Source organism: Duganella alba, from assembly GCF_009674495.1.
GTDB classification, from domain to species: Bacteria; Pseudomonadota; Gammaproteobacteria; order Burkholderiales; family Burkholderiaceae_D; genus Rugamonas; species Rugamonas alba.
Window position 1 is genome coordinate 274,126 of record NZ_WKJN01000002.1, and the last position, 17,495, is coordinate 291,620.

General features: G+C 61.3%; 14 protein-coding genes. 5 read left to right on the forward strand and 9 right to left on the reverse strand.

From position 1 onward, the window contains the following. Window positions 1–61: 61 nt before the first annotated feature. From GJ695_RS03080 to GJ695_RS03110, 7 genes are all read right to left on the reverse strand, one after another. Window positions 62–490 (reverse strand): ExbD/TolR family protein, encoded by a 429-nt coding sequence (locus GJ695_RS03080; protein ID WP_208023362.1) that lies wholly within the window; start codon window positions 488–490, stop codon window positions 62–64. Window positions 491–550: 60 nt separating this feature from the next. Then, the gene (locus GJ695_RS03085; RefSeq protein ID WP_110844780.1) at window positions 551–979 is read right to left on the reverse strand and encodes an ExbD/TolR family protein; all 429 of its coding nucleotides are present in this window, start codon (window positions 977–979) and stop codon (window positions 551–553) included. 6 nt (window positions 980–985) lie between these two features. Beyond that, a complete protein-coding gene (locus tag GJ695_RS03090; protein WP_154362147.1) occupies window positions 986–1,882 on the reverse strand; it encodes a MotA/TolQ/ExbB proton channel family protein in 897 nt (298 codons plus the stop codon). A gap of 84 nt (window positions 1,883–1,966) precedes the next feature. Then, window positions 1,967–2,629 carry an energy transducer TonB gene (locus GJ695_RS03095; RefSeq protein WP_154362148.1) on the reverse strand — a complete coding sequence of 221 codons (663 nt, stop codon included), beginning with the start codon at window positions 2,627–2,629 and terminating at the stop codon, window positions 1,967–1,969. Between the two features lie 519 nt (window positions 2,630–3,148). Continuing rightward, window positions 3,149–4,690 carry a SpoVR family protein gene (locus GJ695_RS03100; RefSeq protein WP_154356281.1) on the reverse strand — a complete coding sequence of 514 codons (1,542 nt, stop codon included), beginning with the start codon at window positions 4,688–4,690 and terminating at the stop codon, window positions 3,149–3,151. Further along, window positions 4,687–5,955, reverse strand: coding sequence for a YeaH/YhbH family protein (locus tag GJ695_RS03105; protein ID WP_154356282.1), 1,269 nt, complete (start codon window positions 5,953–5,955; stop codon window positions 4,687–4,689). Before GJ695_RS03105 ends, GJ695_RS03100 begins: the two co-directional genes overlap by 4 nt. A gap of 66 nt (window positions 5,956–6,021) precedes the next feature. After that, on the reverse strand, window positions 6,022–7,944 hold the full coding sequence (locus GJ695_RS03110) for a PrkA family serine protein kinase (protein ID WP_154356283.1): 1,923 nt from the start codon (window positions 7,942–7,944) through the stop codon (window positions 6,022–6,024). 440 nt (window positions 7,945–8,384) lie between these two features. Here GJ695_RS03110 and GJ695_RS03115 point away from each other — a divergent pair, with 440 nt between their 5' ends. Both GJ695_RS03115 and GJ695_RS03120 read left to right on the forward strand, forming a co-directional pair. Beyond that, window positions 8,385–9,392 (forward strand): adenosine deaminase, encoded by a 1,008-nt coding sequence (locus GJ695_RS03115; protein ID WP_154362149.1) that lies wholly within the window; start codon window positions 8,385–8,387, stop codon window positions 9,390–9,392. Between the two features lie 138 nt (window positions 9,393–9,530). Then, the gene (locus tag GJ695_RS03120) at window positions 9,531–12,068 is read left to right on the forward strand and encodes an ABC transporter permease (RefSeq protein WP_154362150.1); all 2,538 of its coding nucleotides are present in this window, start codon (window positions 9,531–9,533) and stop codon (window positions 12,066–12,068) included. A gap of 30 nt (window positions 12,069–12,098) precedes the next feature. Here the strand turns inward: GJ695_RS03120 and GJ695_RS03125 are convergent, their stop codons facing one another. Further along, complete coding sequence (locus GJ695_RS03125; RefSeq protein ID WP_154362151.1) at window positions 12,099–13,106, reverse strand: response regulator; 1,008 nt, start codon at window positions 13,104–13,106, stop codon at window positions 12,099–12,101. A gap of 3 nt (window positions 13,107–13,109) precedes the next feature. Then, window positions 13,110–14,396 carry a sensor histidine kinase gene (locus GJ695_RS03130; protein WP_154362152.1) on the reverse strand — a complete coding sequence of 429 codons (1,287 nt, stop codon included), beginning with the start codon at window positions 14,394–14,396 and terminating at the stop codon, window positions 13,110–13,112. 172 nt (window positions 14,397–14,568) lie between these two features. On the opposite strand from GJ695_RS03130, the gene cqsA reads away from it, so the two are divergent. From cqsA to GJ695_RS03145, 3 genes are read left to right on the forward strand one after another with little or no spacing between them, the layout of a single operon-like run. Beyond that, window positions 14,569–15,801 carry an alpha-hydroxyketone-type quorum-sensing autoinducer synthase gene (gene cqsA, locus GJ695_RS03135; RefSeq protein ID WP_154362153.1) on the forward strand — a complete coding sequence of 411 codons (1,233 nt, stop codon included), beginning with the start codon at window positions 14,569–14,571 and terminating at the stop codon, window positions 15,799–15,801. Between the two features lie 14 nt (window positions 15,802–15,815). Next, on the forward strand, window positions 15,816–16,208 hold the full coding sequence (locus GJ695_RS03140) for a group II truncated hemoglobin (protein ID WP_154356288.1): 393 nt from the start codon (window positions 15,816–15,818) through the stop codon (window positions 16,206–16,208). A gap of 4 nt (window positions 16,209–16,212) precedes the next feature. After that, window positions 16,213–17,490 carry a DNA recombination protein RmuC gene (locus GJ695_RS03145; protein WP_154362154.1) on the forward strand — a complete coding sequence of 426 codons (1,278 nt, stop codon included), beginning with the start codon at window positions 16,213–16,215 and terminating at the stop codon, window positions 17,488–17,490. Window positions 17,491–17,495: the final 5 nt, after the last annotated feature.

A 17,495-nucleotide genomic window follows, 5' to 3' on the forward strand; every position in this document is an offset into this window, starting at 1 on the left:
TCTTTCATCAAAAAACGAAAATAGGCAGGAATGTCCTGCCTATTATTGTACATGGGACGTATTACTGGAACTGTTCGTTACCGACCAGACCAATCTTGGTCACGCCCAGACGCTGGGCCGAAGCCATCACGCCTGCCACGACTTTGTACGACACCAGCTTGTTCGGACGCAGATGCACTTCCGGCTGATCAGCTTGCGCTGCGACATCGGTCAGTTTCGATTCCAGGGTGGTGCGGTCAGGAACGACCACGTTATCCCACAGAATCGTACCGTCGAAGTCGACGTCAATCGTGATGACCACTGGTTCCTTGGTTGGCGGCGGCGGGGTGCCGACCGGCATGTTCAGGTTGACCGAGTGGTTGGCTTTAGGAATCGTAATGATCATCATGATAATCAGCACCAGCATCACGTCGATGAGGGGCGTCATATTCATTTCCATCATTGGTTCCGGATCCGCGCCTGCGGATGGGGAGCCGACATTCATACTCATGATGTTTCCTTTTTAGAAGGGCAGGCCTGAAGCTCCAGGCCTGCGATGCACTGTCGGGTATTAACCCTTATCAGGCGGTTCGGTGATGAAGCCGACCTTCTGAATACCAGCACGCTGGGTAGTGAAAATAACCTTGCCGATGGCTTCGTACTTGGTTTCTTGGTCGCCACGTACATGAACTTCCGGCTGAGGCAATTTCACAGCTTCCACCTTCAGATTGTCGAACAACTCATTGGCGTCGCGCATTTTGCGCTGGTTCCAATAGATGTCGCCATCTTTGCTAACGACGATGTTGACGTCTTCCGGCTTGGTCTGGATAACCTGGTTGGTTTCCTCTGGCAGCTTGATCTTGATCAGCTTCAGAACAACCGGGCTCGTGATCAGGAAGATAATCAGCAGCACCAACATGATGTCCACGAGGGGCGTCGTGTTGATTTCTGACATGACTTGATCTTCGTCTCCGCTATCGGAGCCTACGGACATGGACATGGTTAATTACCCAACTTTTTTGTTGCCGGTAGCGGTCGACATGGCGCCCGAGATCAGCACCGAGTGGACGTCAGCCGAGAAGGCGCGCACGTCTTCCATTGCCGACTTGTTACGACGCACCAGCCAGTTGTAACCCAGAACGGCTGGAACCGCCACGAACAGACCGAAGGCGGTCATGATCAGCGCTTCACCCACTGGACCTGCAACCTTGTCGATCGAGGCGTTACCCGACATGCCGATGGCGATCAGTGCATTGTAAATACCCCACACGGTACCGAACAGACCGATGAACGGTGCGGTCGAACCCACGGTTGCCAGGAACGACAGGCCGTCTTGCAGACGCGACTGGACTTTGTCCACAGCGCGCTGGATCGACATGGTCACCCAGGTCGACAGGTCGATTTGTTCCAGCAGGGCGCCGTCGTGGTGCTGGGTAGCCTTGGTGCCGGTTTCAGCGATGAAGCGGAATGGCGAACCGTCGGTCAGCGAAGCCGAACCTGCAGCGATCGACGAAGCTTTCCAGAACTTGGCCGAAGTTTCTTTCGACTGTTTGAAGATCTTGGTCTGGTCGATCAGTTTGGTGATGATGATGTACCACGAACCCATCGACATCAGCGACAGAATGATCAGGGTGCCGCGCGACACGAAGCCGGCTTCCCACACAGCAGCGAAGCCGTATGGATTTTCCACTTCTTCTTTACCGCCTTTGGCTGCTGGCGCTTCTGCTGCTGGTGCTGCTGCCGCATCCGCTGCTGGAGCTGCTGCCGGCGCTGCTGCATCTGCTGCTGGGGCCGAAGCGGCGGCCGAGGCTTGCTCTTGAGCCGAGCTAACCAGGGCGGTGGCTGCGGTCACCGAGAACAGCACAGCGGCCAGTACAGCGGACAAACGGGTATTCTTAAACATGCTTCCTCCAAATTGATAAAATAATCAGATCGCTGGCGTAATGACAACGAAAACTACGTGTGAGACGGTGTTCTGTCTCGGTTTTTACTCCAGCGTCCAGACGTATTGCATCTGCTGCCAGCCTTCTTTCGGTACGCCGTCTTCCGTAGCCGGTTTGAAACGGCATTTGGTGATACCTGCGACGGCGGCTTTGTCCAGATCCCTGAAACCGCTCGACTTCACAACTTTCGAGTCAGCTACACGACCGTCGGCCGCAATCAGGAACGACAGCTGCACAGTGCCGGTTTCCTCATTACGCAGCGACGACTTTGGCCATTCCGGCTTGGCGCAAGTGTTGAAGTCAACCACTGCTGCGGTACGCACACCGGTTTTAGCTGGACCAGGTGGCGCTGCCGGCGGAGCTGGCGGGGCTTTCTGGATCTCAGTGGTCGCCGGCTTCACGTTGGTCGCGTTAGCGATCGTGTTGTTCGGCGGTGGCGGCTGCTGCACGTTCACCTCAACTGGCGGGATGAATGGCGGTGGTGGTGCCTTCATCTCTGGCGGAGGTGGCGGTGGTGGGAGCTCTTTCGGTGGAGGAGGTTTGACCTCCTCAATGATCTTGGTCTCCACTGGTGCGACCATTTTGGCCACCAGACGTTTTCCCAAGCCCGTCACGATCCCATAAGCGACCAGGATGTGCAACAAAACGACAATCGTAATGCCTGTAAAGTTCTTCCCGGTGCTTTTCTCGTTGTGCGTGAAATTCATGCCTGCTTTCTCCAATACCAACTCTCTTTGGTGCTACTTAAACCCCAAAATGGCGACACAAAACAACAGCCGCATCCGGGACGTCGGCGAATTATACATACGAATTCTTGATTTTACATAGAATTTTCATCCCTAAAACCGGTTAAATTTCATAGGGTTTTCCTATGTGGTAGCGCTCCCTTTGCACCGTTCTGGCTCAACGAGCAAGACTCTGCGTCGCATTTTTGGGCGGGGATGCACCACGACGTTACTTAGTTTTCCCTTAAGGCCAAAAACGGAATTTTATGCAGGTAGCTTTATTACACACAATTGATAATTTGGCCGTAAATGTTTCTTTCATGAAATTCTTGCGGGCACTACTATACAAGTAGCCGCAGAAAAATATTGACTTCAGCAGCCCGTCATGCATCCGCGAAAAAAAACCGGGGTCAGCGCGCCGTCGCTGCCCCCGGTATCGTCTCTTGCAAAAGCCGTGCCTACTTCTCACGTCTTCCACGAAAGCACTATATATATGTTGGTCTAGAAAACGCGCCCCCGTTTCTCGCGTTTGACCTCCAGGGTACTGATGACTTCGCCGTTTGGCGCCACTGTTTCCAGATGGACGTCGAAGCCCCACAAGCGTGCAACATGCTTCAGCACCTCGCCGGCCTGCTGGTTCAGCGGACGGCGCTGGAACTGGGTATGGCGCAAGGTCAGCGCGCGGTCGTCCTGGGTGTTGACCGACCATACCTGGATGTTGGGTTCACGGTTACCGAGATTATATTGTTCCGCCAGTTGCTGGCGCACGTATCGGTAGCCGAGGTTGTCGTGGATGGCCGAGACGTTGAGCTTCTCGTTGTTGTCGTCGTCCAGCACGGCAAAGAAGTGGAATTCGCGGATCAGCTTGGGCGACAGGTACTGGGCGATAAAGCTCTCGTCCTTGAAGTTGCGCATGGCGAAATCGAGCGTCTTGCGCCAGTCGCTGCCGGCGATGTCGGGGAACCATTCGCGGTCCTCGTCGGTCGGGTGTTCGCAGATGCGGCGGATGTCGGTCATCATGGCGAAGCCCAGCGCATACGGATTGATGCCGCTGTAGTACTGGCTGTTGACGGGCGGCTGGTAGACCACGTTGGTATGGCTCTTCAGGAACTCCATCATGAAGCCGTCGCCGATCACGCCCTCGTCGTATAACTGGTTGAGGATGGTGTAGTGCCAGAAGGTGGCCCAGCCCTCGTTCATCACCTGGGTCTGGCGCTGCGGGTAGAAGTACTGCGAGATCTTGCGCACGATGCGCACCATCTCGCGCTGCCATGGCTCCAGCAGCGGCGCGTACTTCTCGATGAAGTACAGCAGGTTTTCCTCCGGCTCGGGCGGGAAGCGCTTGACCGCCTTGGTGGTCTCTTCCTCCTCGCGGCGCGGCAGCGTGCGCCACAGGTCGTTGATCTGCGACTGCACGTAGGCCTCGCGTTCCTTCTGCCGCGCGCGCTCTTCCATCAGCGACAGCTTGGCCGGCCGCTTGTAGCGGTCGACGCCGTAGTTCTGGATCGCGTGGCAGGAGTCGAGCAGCAGCTCGACCGCGTCGATGCCGTGGCGCTGTTCGCACTCGGCGATGTAGTTCTTGGCAAACACCATGTAGTCGACGATGGCTTCGGCGTCGGTCCAGGTGCGGAACAGGTAGTTCCCCTTGAAGAAGGAGTTGTGGCCATACGCCGCATGCGCGATCACCAGCGACTGCATGGTCAGGCTGTTCTCTTCCATCAGGTAGGCGATGCAGGGATTGGAGTTGATGACGATCTCGTAGGCCAGCCCCATCTGTCCGCGCTTGTAGCCCTTCTCGGTGCTGAGGAAGTGCTTGCCGAACGACCAGTGGTTGTACGACACCGGCATGCCGACCGAGGTGTAGGCGTCCATCATCTGCTCGGCGGTGATGATCTCCAGCTGGTTCGGATACGTATCCAGCCCGAAGTTCTCGGCGACGCGGCGGATTTCCTGGTGGATCTGCTCGATCAGCTCGAAGGTCCATTCGGATTGCTCCGGCAGGGCGTTCGGGTGCTTCGGCTTCGGTGGGGTCATGTCGTTCATTTTGGCTGCTTCTTGAACAGTTCACGGAACACCGGATAGATGTCGGCCGGCGTGACGATTTTCTGCATGGCGAAATGCGGATGGTGATCCGGCACCTGCGAATACTGCTCCCACAGGTTTTGCGGCGGGCCGTCGGTGATCTCGACGTAGGTGTAGTATTGCACCTTGGGCATGATGGTGTTGACCAGCAGCTGGCGGCACAGCACCGAGTCGTTGTCCCAGTTGTCGCCGTCCGAGGCCTGGGCCACGTAGGCGTTGTAGCTGCCGGCGCCGTAGCGTTCGTCGATGACCTTGTCGAGCAGGTGCAGCGCCGACGACACCACCGTGCCGCCCGATTCGCGCGAATGGAAGAATTCCTCCTCGTCCACCTCGGCCGCCGCCGTGTGGTGGCGGATGAACACCACCTCGATCTTGTCGTACACGCGTTTGAGGAACAGGTACAGCAAAATGAAGAAGCGCTTGGCGGTGTCCTTGCGCGTTTCGTCCATCGAACCGGAGACGTCCATGATGCAGAACATCACCGCCTGCGTCATCGGCTTCGGCACCTTGACGCGGTTGGTGTAGCGCAGGTCGAACGGATCGATGTAGGGAATCGCCAGGATGCGCGTGTGCAGGTGGTGGATCAGTTTCTTCAGTTCGACCACGCGCGGGTCCTGCAGCGGCACGCCTTCAAGCAGCAGCGTTTCCAGTTCGCGCTCGGCCTCGGCCACGCGCTTGCGCGACGGCCCGCCGACCGCGATGCGCCGGCCCAGCGCGCCGCGCAGCGAGCGCAGCACGTGGATGTTGGACGGCGTGCCGGACATGTTGTAGCCGGCGCGCTGGTTCTTGAAGTCGGTGCTGGCGGTCAGCTGCGTCTTGACCATGTGCGGCAGTTCCAGGTCTTCGAAGAAGTAGTTCATGAACTCTTCGCGCGACAGCTCGAAGATGAAATCGTCCTCGGTCATCTGGTCGCTGTTGCCGGCCTTGCCGCGGCCGGAGCCGGCGCCGCCTTTGGGGCGGTTGATCTGGTCGCCTTTCTGGTATTCCTGGTTGCCGGGATTGACCACCTCCCACACGCCGCCGTGGGCGTGGCCGAACGACGGCTCGCTCACATCCTTGACCGGGATGGAGACTTTTTCGCCGTTCTCGACGTCGGTGATGGAACGGCCCTTGATGGCGCGGCCCACCGCGTCCTTGATCTGCGATTTATAGCGCCGCAAGAAGCGCTCGCGGTTGACTGCGGACTTGTTCTTGCCCTGCAAACGTCGGTCGATGAGGTAAGTCAAAAGATGCCTCCTGCTGCTATTGGTCGGCGCCGCGCCACCCGTGCACAGGTGGCGCGCAAGTACTGCTTAGGACGACTTCCTCACGCGCAGATACCATTCGCACAGCAAGCGCACTTGCTTGGCCGTGTAGCCTTTTTCCACCATGCGCGCGACGAAGTCGGCGTGCTTGTTGGCGTCTTCCGCGCTGGCCTTGGCGTTGAACGAAATCACCGGCAGCAGTTCTTCCGTATTCGAGAACATCTTCTTCTCGATCACGGTGCGGAATTTCTCGTAGCTGGTCCAGGCCGGATTCTTCCCGCCATTATTAGCGCGCGCCCGCAGTCCGAAGTTGACAATCTCGTTGCGGAAATCCTTGGGATTCGAAATGCCGGCCGGCTTCTCGATTTTTTCCAGCTCGTTGTTCAGCGACTCGCGGTCGAAGCTCTCGCCGGTGTCCGGATCGCGGTATTCCTGGTCCTGTATCCAGAAGTCGGCAAAGGTCACGTAGCGGTCGAAGATATTCTGGCCGTACTCGGAATACGATTCCAGGTAAGCGGTCTGGATTTCCTTGCCGATGAATTCGACGTAGCGCTGCGCCAGGTGCTCCTTGATGTAGGAGAAGTATTTCTGTTCCAGTTCAGGCGGGAACTGCTCGCGCTCGACCTGCTGCTCCAGCACGTACAGCAGGTGCACCGGATTGGCCGCCACTTCGGTATTGTCGAAGTTAAACACCTTGGACAGGATCTTGAACGCGAAGCGCGTCGACAGTCCGTTCATGCCTTCGTCCACGCCGGCGTAGTCGACGTACTCGTGCAGCGACTTGGCTTTCGGATCGGTGTCCTTCAGGTTCTCGCCGTCGTACACCAGCATCTTGCTGAAGATGCTGGAGTTCTCCGGATCCTTCAGCCGCGACAAAATGGCGAACTGCGACATCATGCGCAAGGTGCCCGGCGCGCACGGCGCCGCCGCCAGCGAGGAATTGGCCAGCAGCTTGTCGTAGATCTTGATCTCGTCGGTCACGCGCAGGCAGTACGGCACTTTGACGATGTAGATCCGGTCGAGGAAAGCCTCGTTGTTGCGGTTGTTCTTGAATGATTTCCACTCGGACTCATTCGAGTGCGCCAGGATCACGCCGTCGAACGGAATCGCACCGAAGCCTTCCGTCCCTTTGTAGTTGCCTTCCTGGGTGGCGGTCAGCAGCGGATGCAGCACCTTGATCGGCGCCTTGAACATCTCGACGAATTCCATCAGGCCCTGGTTGGCCAGGCACAGGCCGCCCGAGTAGCTGTAGGCGTCCGGATCGTCCTGCGAATAGTCTTCCAGCTTGCGGATATCGACCTTGCCGACCAGCGAGGAAATATCCTGGTTGTTTTCGTCGCCCGGTTCGGTCTTGGAAATGGCGACCTGCTTCAGCACGGAAGGGTAGCGGCGCACCACGCGGAACTGGTTGATGTCGCCATTGAATTCGTGCAGGCGCTTGACCGCCCATGGACTCGGGATGTTGCGCAGGTAGCGGCGCGGAATGCCGTAGTCTTCTTCCAGGATGACGCCGTCCTCGTCCTCGTTGAACAGGCCCAGCGGCGATTCATTCACCGGCGAACCCTTCAGGCAGTAGAAGGGCACGTGCTCCATCAGCGACTTGAGCTTCTCGGCGATCGACGATTTGCCGCCGCCCACCGGACCGAGCAGATACAGGATCTGCTTGCGTTCCTCCAGGCCCTGCGCGGCGTGACGGAAGTAGGACACCACTTGCTCGATCACTTCCTCGGTGCCGTAGAACTCGCGGAAGGCCGGATAGATCTTGATTACCTTGTTGCCGAAGATGCGCGACAGCCGCGTGTCGTTGCGTGTGTCGATCAGGGTCGGTTCGCCGATGGCGGCCAGCATGCGCTCGGCGGCGCTGGCGTAGGTAAGCCGGTCTTTCTTGCAAAGTTCGAGATATTCCTTCATGGACATCTCTTCTTCTTTGGTCCGTTCGTATCGTGCGGCGTAGTTGTCAAAAATGGTCATTTGGATGTCCTTTGATGATGAAAACCTGCATGTCACGAGTCACCGGCAGTTCGCCTGCCCTGGCCCTGATTTGTATAATTCCCCTTAGTCTTATTTTTCTTGTGGTCAGCTTCCTTTGGCGGCGCGGATTGCCCGCGCCTTTGAGCTGGCTTTATGGCCGGATGGCGGCTTTTATGTGTTGGTCGTAACGCTTCTTACGTCTATGAAATTGATTATTGCGCTATTGGTGCAGGAAGTCAAAAGGTATGTCGTAATATCGTTAATACCCTTTTGTAACCTCATGATTTAAAAAAGAAATATCGAATTAATCACGCACTTTTGATGGTGTTTTTTCGTCCTTTAACGTCACAGTATCACGCCTTTGAAAGATGTGCTGACGTAGTGTGGCCGCATGCGATAAGATGACCCGATTAAGCAACCAGGTAACAGGAATAAATCAAATGTTGAACGAACAATTGCGCCGTGTTTTGCAGCAGATGCCGAAAGCGGAGCTGCACATCCACATCGAAGGCTCGCTGGAGCCGGAGCTGATCTTCGCGCTGGCCGAACGCAACGGCGTCAAGCTGGCGTATGCGTCGGTGGAGGAATTGCGCGCGGCGTATGCCTTCACCGATCTGCAATCCTTCCTCGACATCTACTACGCTGGCGCCAGCGTGCTGTTGCAGGAACAGGATTTCTACGACATGACGGCGGCGTATCTCAAGCGTGCTGAAGAAGACAATGTGCGCCACACCGAAATCTTCTTTGATCCGCAGACGCACACCGCGCGCGGCGTCGACATCAAGGTGGTGATTGACGGCATCTACCGGGCCTGCCAGGACAGCCCGGTCAGCGCCACGCTGATACTGTGCTTCCTGCGCCATCTGTCGGAAGAGGATGCGATTGCCACGCTGGAAGCGGCGTTGCCGTATCGCGATAAATTTATTGGCGTGGGCCTGGATTCGTCCGAGGTGGGCAATCCGCCGGAGAAGTTTGCGCGGGTGTTTGCGCGCAGCCGCGAGCTCGGTTTGCACCTGGTGGCGCATGCGGGCGAGGAAGGTCCGCCGGCGTACATCTACACCGCGCTGGATACGCTGAAGGTGGAGCGTATCGACCACGGCGTGCGCTGCCTGGAGGACAAGGCGCTGACCGAGCGGTTGGCGAAAGAGCAGATGGCGCTGACGGTGTGCCCGTTGTCCAACATCAAGCTGTGCGTGTTCGACAAGATGGAGCAGCACAATATTCTGGAGTTGCTGGATGCGGGGATTGTGGCGACGGTCAACTCGGATGACCCGGCGTACTTTGGCGGCTACATGAACGACAACTTCATCGCGACGTTTGAGGCGTTGCCGTTGGGCTTGTCGCATGCGCACCGGCTGGCGCGGAATGGGTTCTCGGCGGCATTCCTGCCGGCGGACCAAAAGCAAAAGTTCCTCGACGAAGTAGACGCGTTCTTTGCCGCGCAGTGAAACCCAGAGGCTGGGGTCTGACCCCATGCGGGGTCAGACCCCTAGTCCTTGATGTGCGGGGCTAAACGGTTTCCGCGTGCGTTGAAGAGCCGTATCCATCTGCGCCTTTGGGGTGCGGGTTTCCAACCCAAGATTATTATGCTTAAACTTGCCCTGAAAATGACCGCCCGCGACTGGCGCGCCGGCCAGCTCCGCTTCCTGCTGATCGCGCTCACCGTCGCCGTGGCCGCCTTGTCCGCCACCGGCTTCTTCATCGACCGCCTGCGCAGCGGGTTGGACCGCGACGCCCACCAGCTCCTCGGCGCCGACGCCGTCATCAGCGCCGATCTCCCGATCCGCGCCGCATGGCGCGCCGAAGCCCTCAAACGCGGCCTGACCGTCACCGACACCGTCACCTTCCCCAGCATGGCCCAAGCCGGCGAGGGCGACGATTCCAACGCCATGCTGTCGGCCCTGAAAGCCGTCGGCCCCGGCTACCCGCTGCGCGGCAAAGTCAAGATCACCACCAACGCCGCCCAGGCCGAACAAAGCATCGGCACGCCCGCAACGACCGTTCCATCCCCTGGCACCGTGTGGATTGAGCCCGGCCTGCTGGGCAGCCTGAAAACCAGCATCGGCCAGCAGCTCAAGCTGGGCGACAAAACCTTCACCGTCACCCAGCTGATCGCCGCCGAACCCGACCGCGGCGCCAACTTCCTGGCCTTCGCGCCGCGCGTGATGTTCGCCTTGCAGGATCTGGAAGCGACCAACCTGATCCAGCCCGGCTCGCGCGTCAATTACCGCCTGCTGATCGGCGCGCCGCCGGCGCTGAAGAACGGCGCCGCCGTCGCCACGGCCTACCAGGAGTGGGTGCAGGCACAAATCAAGACTGGCAACATCAAGGGCGTGCGCGTCGAGTCGCTGGAAAACGGACGTCCTGAAATGCAAACCACGCTGGACCGCGCGGACCGCTTCCTGTCGCTGGTCGGCCTGCTGTCGGCGATGCTGGCGGCGGTGGCCGTGGCGATGGCGGCGCGCCGCTTCATGCAGCGCCACCTCGACGCCTGCGCCATGCTGCGCTGCCTCGGCCTGACGCAGAACCAGGTCACGCTGATGTACCTGATCGAATTCCTGCTGGTCGGCCTGCTGGGCAGCGCCATGGGCGTGGCGGTCGGTTTCGGCGGCCACTACGTGCTGCTGGAGGTGCTTGGCTCGCTGGTGTCGGCCGAACTGCCGGCGCCGACCATCTACCCGGCGCTGCAAGGCATGGCGATCGGCATCCTGCTGCTGGCCGCCTTCGCGCTGCCGCCTATCCTGCAACTGCGCAAAGTGCCGCATAACCGCGTGATCCGCCGCGAACAGGATGCGCCGCAAGTCGGCGCGCTGGCCACCTACGGCTTCGGCATGCTGGGCTTTGTCGCGCTGCTGCTGTGGCAGGCGGGCGATGCGACCATGGCCTTGTACACGGCGCTGGGCTTCCTCGGCGCGTTCGCGGTGTTTGCGCTGGTCGCCTGGCTGGGATTGCGCTCCCTGCGTTCGCTGCGCGGCGCGGTCGACCATCAAAGCTGGCGCTTCGCCGTCACCTCGCTGCAGCGCCGGCCCGGCGCCACCATCGTGCAGGTGGTGTCGCTGGCGCTGGGCATGATGGCGCTGCTGGTGCTGACCGTGGTGCGCGGCGACCTGATGACCGCCTGGCGCAACGCCACGCCGCCGGATGCGCCGAACCGCTTCATCATCAACATCCAGCCCGAGCAGCAGCAGGAAATCGCCAGGCGCCTGCAGGCGGCGGGCGTGAATTACGCGCCGCAATATCCGATGATACGCGGCCGCCTGAGCGCCGTGAACGGCAAGCCGGTCACCGCCGACACCTACACCGAAGACCGCGCCAAGGGGCTGGCCGACCGCGAATTCAACGTCTCCACCATGGCGCACATGCAGGCCGAGAACGAGATCAGCGCCGGCAAATGGTTCGAGGACAAGCCGGGCCAGGCCGAAGCCTCGGTGGAAGAGGGCATCGCCAAAACGCTGCGCTGGAAGCTGGGCGACAAGCTGCGCTTCGACATCGCCGGTGCGCCGGTGGAGGTGACCATCACCAGCCTGCGCAAGCTGGACTGGGGCTCGATGCGCGTCAACTTCTTCGTCATCATCAATCCGGCGGCGATGACCGAGATTTCGCAAAGCTGGATCACCGCCTTCCACCTGCCGCAAGGCCAGGGCGCGGTGATGAATGCGTTGACGCGTGACTTCCCCAACCTGACCATCGTCGATGTCGGCGGCATCCTGCGCCAGGTGCAGGCGGTGCTGGACCAGGTGGTGACCGCCGTGGAGTTCCTGTTCATCTTCACGCTGGCTTCGGGCGTGCTGGTGCTGTACGCGGCGCTGATGGGTTCCCAGGATGAGCGCACGCGCGAGGCGGGCCTGCTGCGCGCGCTGGGCGCGACCCGCAAGCAGCTGTCGCAGGCGCAGATGATCGAGTTCACGCTGGTGGGCGCCTTGTCCGGCGTGCTGGCGGCGACCGGCGCGGCCACCATGGGCTGGGCGCTGGCCACCTACCAGTTCAAGTTCGCATGGAGCTTCAGTCCCGTGGTGTGGCTGGTTGGCCTGGTGGCGGGCGCGCTGTGCGCCATCGCCGGCGGCTGGCTGGGCCTGCGCAACGTGCTGCGCCAGCCGCCGCTGCAAACCTTGCGCGAAGCCTGACCCGCCGTCACTCCCGCGCGGGGACGTCGGTCATGCGGCGATGGTTTGCGGTTGCAGCATCTGTAAAAACTGGGCGTAAGTTTGCGGCCGCTGGTCGAAGTAGTGGCCGGGCAGGTCGAACAGCGCCCAGTAGTAGTTCTCCTTGCCCTGGCAGATGCGCGGCGCGGCGCTGTAGCGGTGCCAGTTCTCGCTCATGCGGCTGGTGTACATGCCGTCGCCGAACGGATCGCTGAAGAAGGTCAGCACGCGTCGCTCCAGCAGCGCATGCAGCAGCGAGCGTGGGGCGTCGCTGTCGCGCGCCACCTCGTACTGGGCGTACATGCCTTGTTCGGTCTCCACCATCATCAGCGTCGCCTTGCCGTGCTGGTCGAGGAACAGGATGCCGGTCGGATTCGGGAAAATGTAATGCTCGACGAAGCCCAGCGTGCGCTTCAGCTCCCGCACCACCTCGGTGAACGCCGGATCGGTCAGGAAGCGGTAATCGTGCAGCGCCACCATCTCGCGCAGCGTGTCGGAGCGGTGGTCGAAGTAGTTCTCCTGCAGCGTGGCGATTTCCATTTCCAGGATGTCCAGCGCATGGTCGTCGCTCTTCTTGATGTAGCGGTCGATCAGGCCGCGGTTGAAGGCGCTGACGGCGACCTTTTCATCGGCCGCGCCGGTGAACAGGATCTTCTTGCACGGCAGGTGCGCCACCTGCTCGCAGAATTCCAGCCCGTTCATCTGCGGCATCGAGTAATCCACCACCAGCACCGACGGCACGGCAAAGCGCTCGCCCTGTTCGGCGATGCGGTAGATGCGCTCCAGGTCCAGCGCCACATTGCACTGGTCGGCCGGCAGGTTCTGCATGTCGAAGTTGACGTGCAACGGCACCGCGCTGTCCGGCGCGCTGGCGCGCAGCCATTGCAGCACCTCGCTGGTGTCGTGGAAGGTTTTGTTGGCCAGCATGGGATCGAGCTGGAACGACAGACTGCGCAGGAACGAGTCGCTGTCGTCGATCAGGATGGTCAGGGTGGGATGGGCATAAACGGGCAGATGCATGTTTCACCTCGCGATGGCTGGCGATTGGGGGAATTCCAGGACAAATACGGCGTAGGCGCTCTCGCGCGAGACGCAACGGATTTTCGCCGCCCAGGCATCCATGATTTCCTGGCACAGCGCCAGCCCGATGCCGGCGCCGTTGTGCGGCGGGTGGGAATAAAAGCGGCGGAAGATCAGCGGCATCTGCTGCGCCGGGATGCCGCAGCCGGTGTCGATGAACAGCAGGCGCGGCGGCTGGTGCGCGCCGTCGACAATGATGCGCACGCGGCCCTTGCCGGCGCGCTGCACCGCGCGCAGCGCATTGCGCAGCAGGTTGAGCAGCACCACCACCGCCAATTCCGTCTGGCCGGCGAACTGGAAGTTGCGGCGCACCTCCAGCCGGACCATTTTCTGCTGCTTGGTGCTGGAGAAGGGATAGCGCCGCAGCACCGCTTCCACCACCGTTTCCATCGACACCGTCTCCACCGGATGCAGCTTTTGCCGCACCGCCGTGGCGCTTAACAGGAACAGGTCGATCATGTGGTTCATGTGGCGCACCTCGAACTGGATGCGCGCCAGCGCGTCAATGATGGTCAGCCGGTCTTCCGGGCTGTGGGCGTGGCCCTGGGCGTCGGCCATCATGCGCAGCAGCCCGCGCACGTTGGCGTCGACGCTGGTGAGCGGGGTGCGCAGCTCGTGCGCCACGGTGGCCAGGCCGGCGCCCATGCCGGCCAGCTTTTCCTGCGCCAGCACATGGCGGCTGATCTTGGCCACCGACAGCACGGCGATGGTGAACCAGTGGATCGGCACCTGTTGCAGCACCTGCCGGCTGGTCAGCATGTCGCCCGCGCCCAGCGCCGACGCCGCGATGCAGGCCAGCGCGGTGCCGGCCACGTAGGCGCGCAGCGCCAGGCCGGTGTCGAAGTGGAACAGCACCACCAGCCCGATCAGCAGCGACTCGCCCCACACGCCGGACGCGTGGTTCATCAAAAACATGAAGGTGAAGAAGAACGGGAAGATGTAGCCGAGCGCCACCAGCAGGTACAGGTTCAGCATCTGCCGGCTGAACTGGCGCGCGAACAGGCCCAGCGCACAGAGCAGGATGCCGAGCAGGCGCAGCGACAGCGACTCGTACTCCTGCGGGAAGAAGTGCTGCCAGATCACGTAGTACAGCGGCATGCCCACCGTGCCGATGCAGGCGAGCAGCAGCACGCGCACGGTCGCATGGTCCTCGCGGCCGTGATACAGCAGCAGGGACTGCACCAGTCCGTGCTGCCAGCGCTTCCACCGTTCGTGCAGGGTCGGCCTCATGATGACGTTTGACTTTTATCAAGCTGCCATCATCGCCTTAATTTACAACGGGTTTTGGGGTATCAAAACGGTAATTGATCCGTATCAATCTCTTTGAGTTTTTTTCGCCGCATGGTGGGACTGCGGTTCATAAAAAAACAATCTTTTTTGCTCAAACCCAAGGAGATTCGCCATGACCTACGCATTTGCCCAAAATCAACCTCTCGCTCCTCTGCCGGACTTCGTCACGCGGCGCATGGACCAGCATTACATTACGCGCATTGCGCAATTGCTGGGCGGTGAACACCCGCACGCCTGGCAACCGACACCGGCCGGAGCGGTGTTTTTGGCGGGGAACGACTACCTGCGCCTGGCCGGCGAGCCGGCGCTGGTGGGGGCGCAGGTGGCGGCCCTGCAGAACAGCCACGGCGAGCTGCTGATGTCGGCCGTGTATCTGCAGGAGGGCAGCGCGCAGCACCGGCTGGAACGCAAGCTGGCGCAGTTCATGGGCGCCGAGGATGGCGTGCTGGCGCAATCCGGCTGGGCCGCCAACGTCGGGCTGGTGCAGACGCTGGCCGGGCCGGGCATCCCGGTGTACCTGGACATGCAGGCGCATGCCTCGCTGTGGGAAGGCGTGCAGTCGGCCGGCGCGCTGCCGGTGTCCTTCCTGCACAACGACATGGAGCATCTGGAAAAGCAGTTGCAGCGCCACGGGCGCGGCCTGATCGTGGTCGATGCGCTGTACAGCACCAACGGCAGCCTGGCGCCGCTGACCGAACTGGTGGACATTGCCGAGCGCAGCGGCTGCATGCTGATCGTCGACGAATCGCATTCGCTGGGTACGCACGGCCCGCGCGGCGCCGGGCTGGTGGCGGCATTGGGCTTGAGCGAGCGGGTGCATTTCCGAACGGCGTCGCTGGCCAAGGCGTTTGCCGGACGGGCGGGTTTCATCAGTTGTTCCAGCTATTTCAAGGGCTACTTCCTGTCGGAGTCGCGGCCGGCGATTTTCAGTTCCTGCCTGCTGGGCCATGAACTGGCATGGTTCGACGCCGCCATCGACTTCATCGCCGCCGCTGACGACCGCCGCGCCGCGCTGCACGCCCACGCGCGCGCACTGCGCGAGGACTTGAGCGCGCTGGGCTACAACGTCAGCGACGGCAGCGAGCAGATCATCGCGCTGGAGCCGGGGCCGGAGCCCAAGACGCTGGCGCTGCGCAAGCTGCTGGAAAGCCACGGCGTGTACGGCGCCATGTTCTGCGCACCGGCCACGCCGAAGAACCGTTCGCTGGTGCGGCTGACGCTCAATTCCGGGCTGGATAGGTCACAGCTGGCGCGCATCGTCTCCGCCTGCGATGCGGTGCGCGGCCAGGTCGACCTCGAGAACTGGTCGTCCACGCGCCGCCTGCGCAAGCTGGCGCTGGTATAAGTTATCATGGCGGGATGACTGAAGAATCCCGCACCCTGTATGAAGTAATTGGTGGCGAGCCGACCGTGCGCGACATGGTCGACCGCTTTTATGATCTGATGGAACTCGAACCCGAGTTCCAGCTGCTGCGCTCCGTGCACGGCCCCTCGCTGGAGAACGCGCGTCAGCGCCTGTTCATGTTCCTCAGCGGCTGGATGGGCGGGCCGGACCTGTACCAGGAGGCGCACGGCCATCCGCGCCTGCGCATGCGGCACATGCCGTTCGCCATCGGCACGCAGGAGCGCGACCAGTGGCTGCGCTGCATGGCGTGGGCGATGGAGGACACCGGCATCGACACCGAACTGCGCGTGCGCCTGATGAACTCCTTCTTCCAGACCGCCGACTGGATGCGTAACAAGCCGGATTAACCTCATGACCCAGACCGAGTTCTTCATCCTGCTGGCGGCGCTGGCCGTCGTCATCGCCCTGCAAGTGATGGCGCTGTTGCGCGGCCGTGTCGGCGCCGAGGCGCCGTCCGCCGATCTTGCGGAACGCATCGAACGCGTCGAGCGCGAAGTGCGCATGCAGCTGCAAACCACCGCGCAGACCAGCAATGCCGCCACCGTGCAGCAGTTTGAAGCGATGCGCCGCCAGCTGGAAGCGCAGGGTCTGGTCGGCCGCAACGAGCAGGCGCGCAGCCTGAAGCTGTTCGCCGACAGCATGAACCAGCGCATGGAAGAAATCCGCGGCACGCTGGAACTGAAGATCAAGGATCTGCAAGCCGACAACGGCGCGCGCCTGGAAGAGATGCGCAAGACGGTCGACGAAAAACTGCACGCCACGCTGGAGACGCGTTTGACGGCATCGTTCCAGCAGGTGTCCGAACGGCTGGAGCGCGTGCACCAGGGCCTGGGCGAAATGCAGCAGCTGGCGCTGGGCGTCGGCGACTTGAAGCGCGTGCTGACCAACGTGAAAACGCGCGGCACCTGGGGCGAGGTGCAGCTGGAAATGCTGCTGGAACAGGTGCTGACGCCGGACCAGTATGCGAAGAACGTCGAGACCATCGCCGGCAGCGGCGCGCGCGTGGAGTTCGCCCTCAAGTTGCCGGGGCAGGGCGACAACGGCGTGCCGGTCTGGATGCCGATCGACGCCAAGTTCCCGAAAGAGCAGTACGAGCGCCTGCTGGAAGCGGCCGACAACGCCGATGCCGAAGGCGTGGCGCTGGCCGGCCGCGAGCTGGAACGCGCGGTGCGTCTCGAAGCCAGGACCATCTCCGAGAAATACGTCTCGCCGCCGCACACCACCGACTTCGCCATCCTGTTCCTGCCGACCGAAGGCCTGTACGCCGAAGTGATGCGCCGTCCCGGCCTGGCCGACGAACTGCAACGCGTGCACCGCATCAGCATCGCCGGGCCGTCGACGCTGACGGCGCTGCTCAACAGCCTGCAAATGGGCTTCCGCACGCTGGCACTGGAAAAGCGTTCGTCGGAAGTGTGGCAGGTGCTGGGCGCGGTGAAGACCGAGTTCTCCAAATTCGGCGACGTGCTGGCCGCGACCAAGCTAACATTGGAACGCGCCGCCAAGAACATCGAATCGGCTGAAACGCGCAGCCGCGTCATGGCGCGCAAGCTCAAGACCGTGGAAGCCTTGCCCAGCGAGCAGGCGCAATTGCTGATGGGCGCGGACTTGGACAAGAACGATCCGGACTAAAGAAG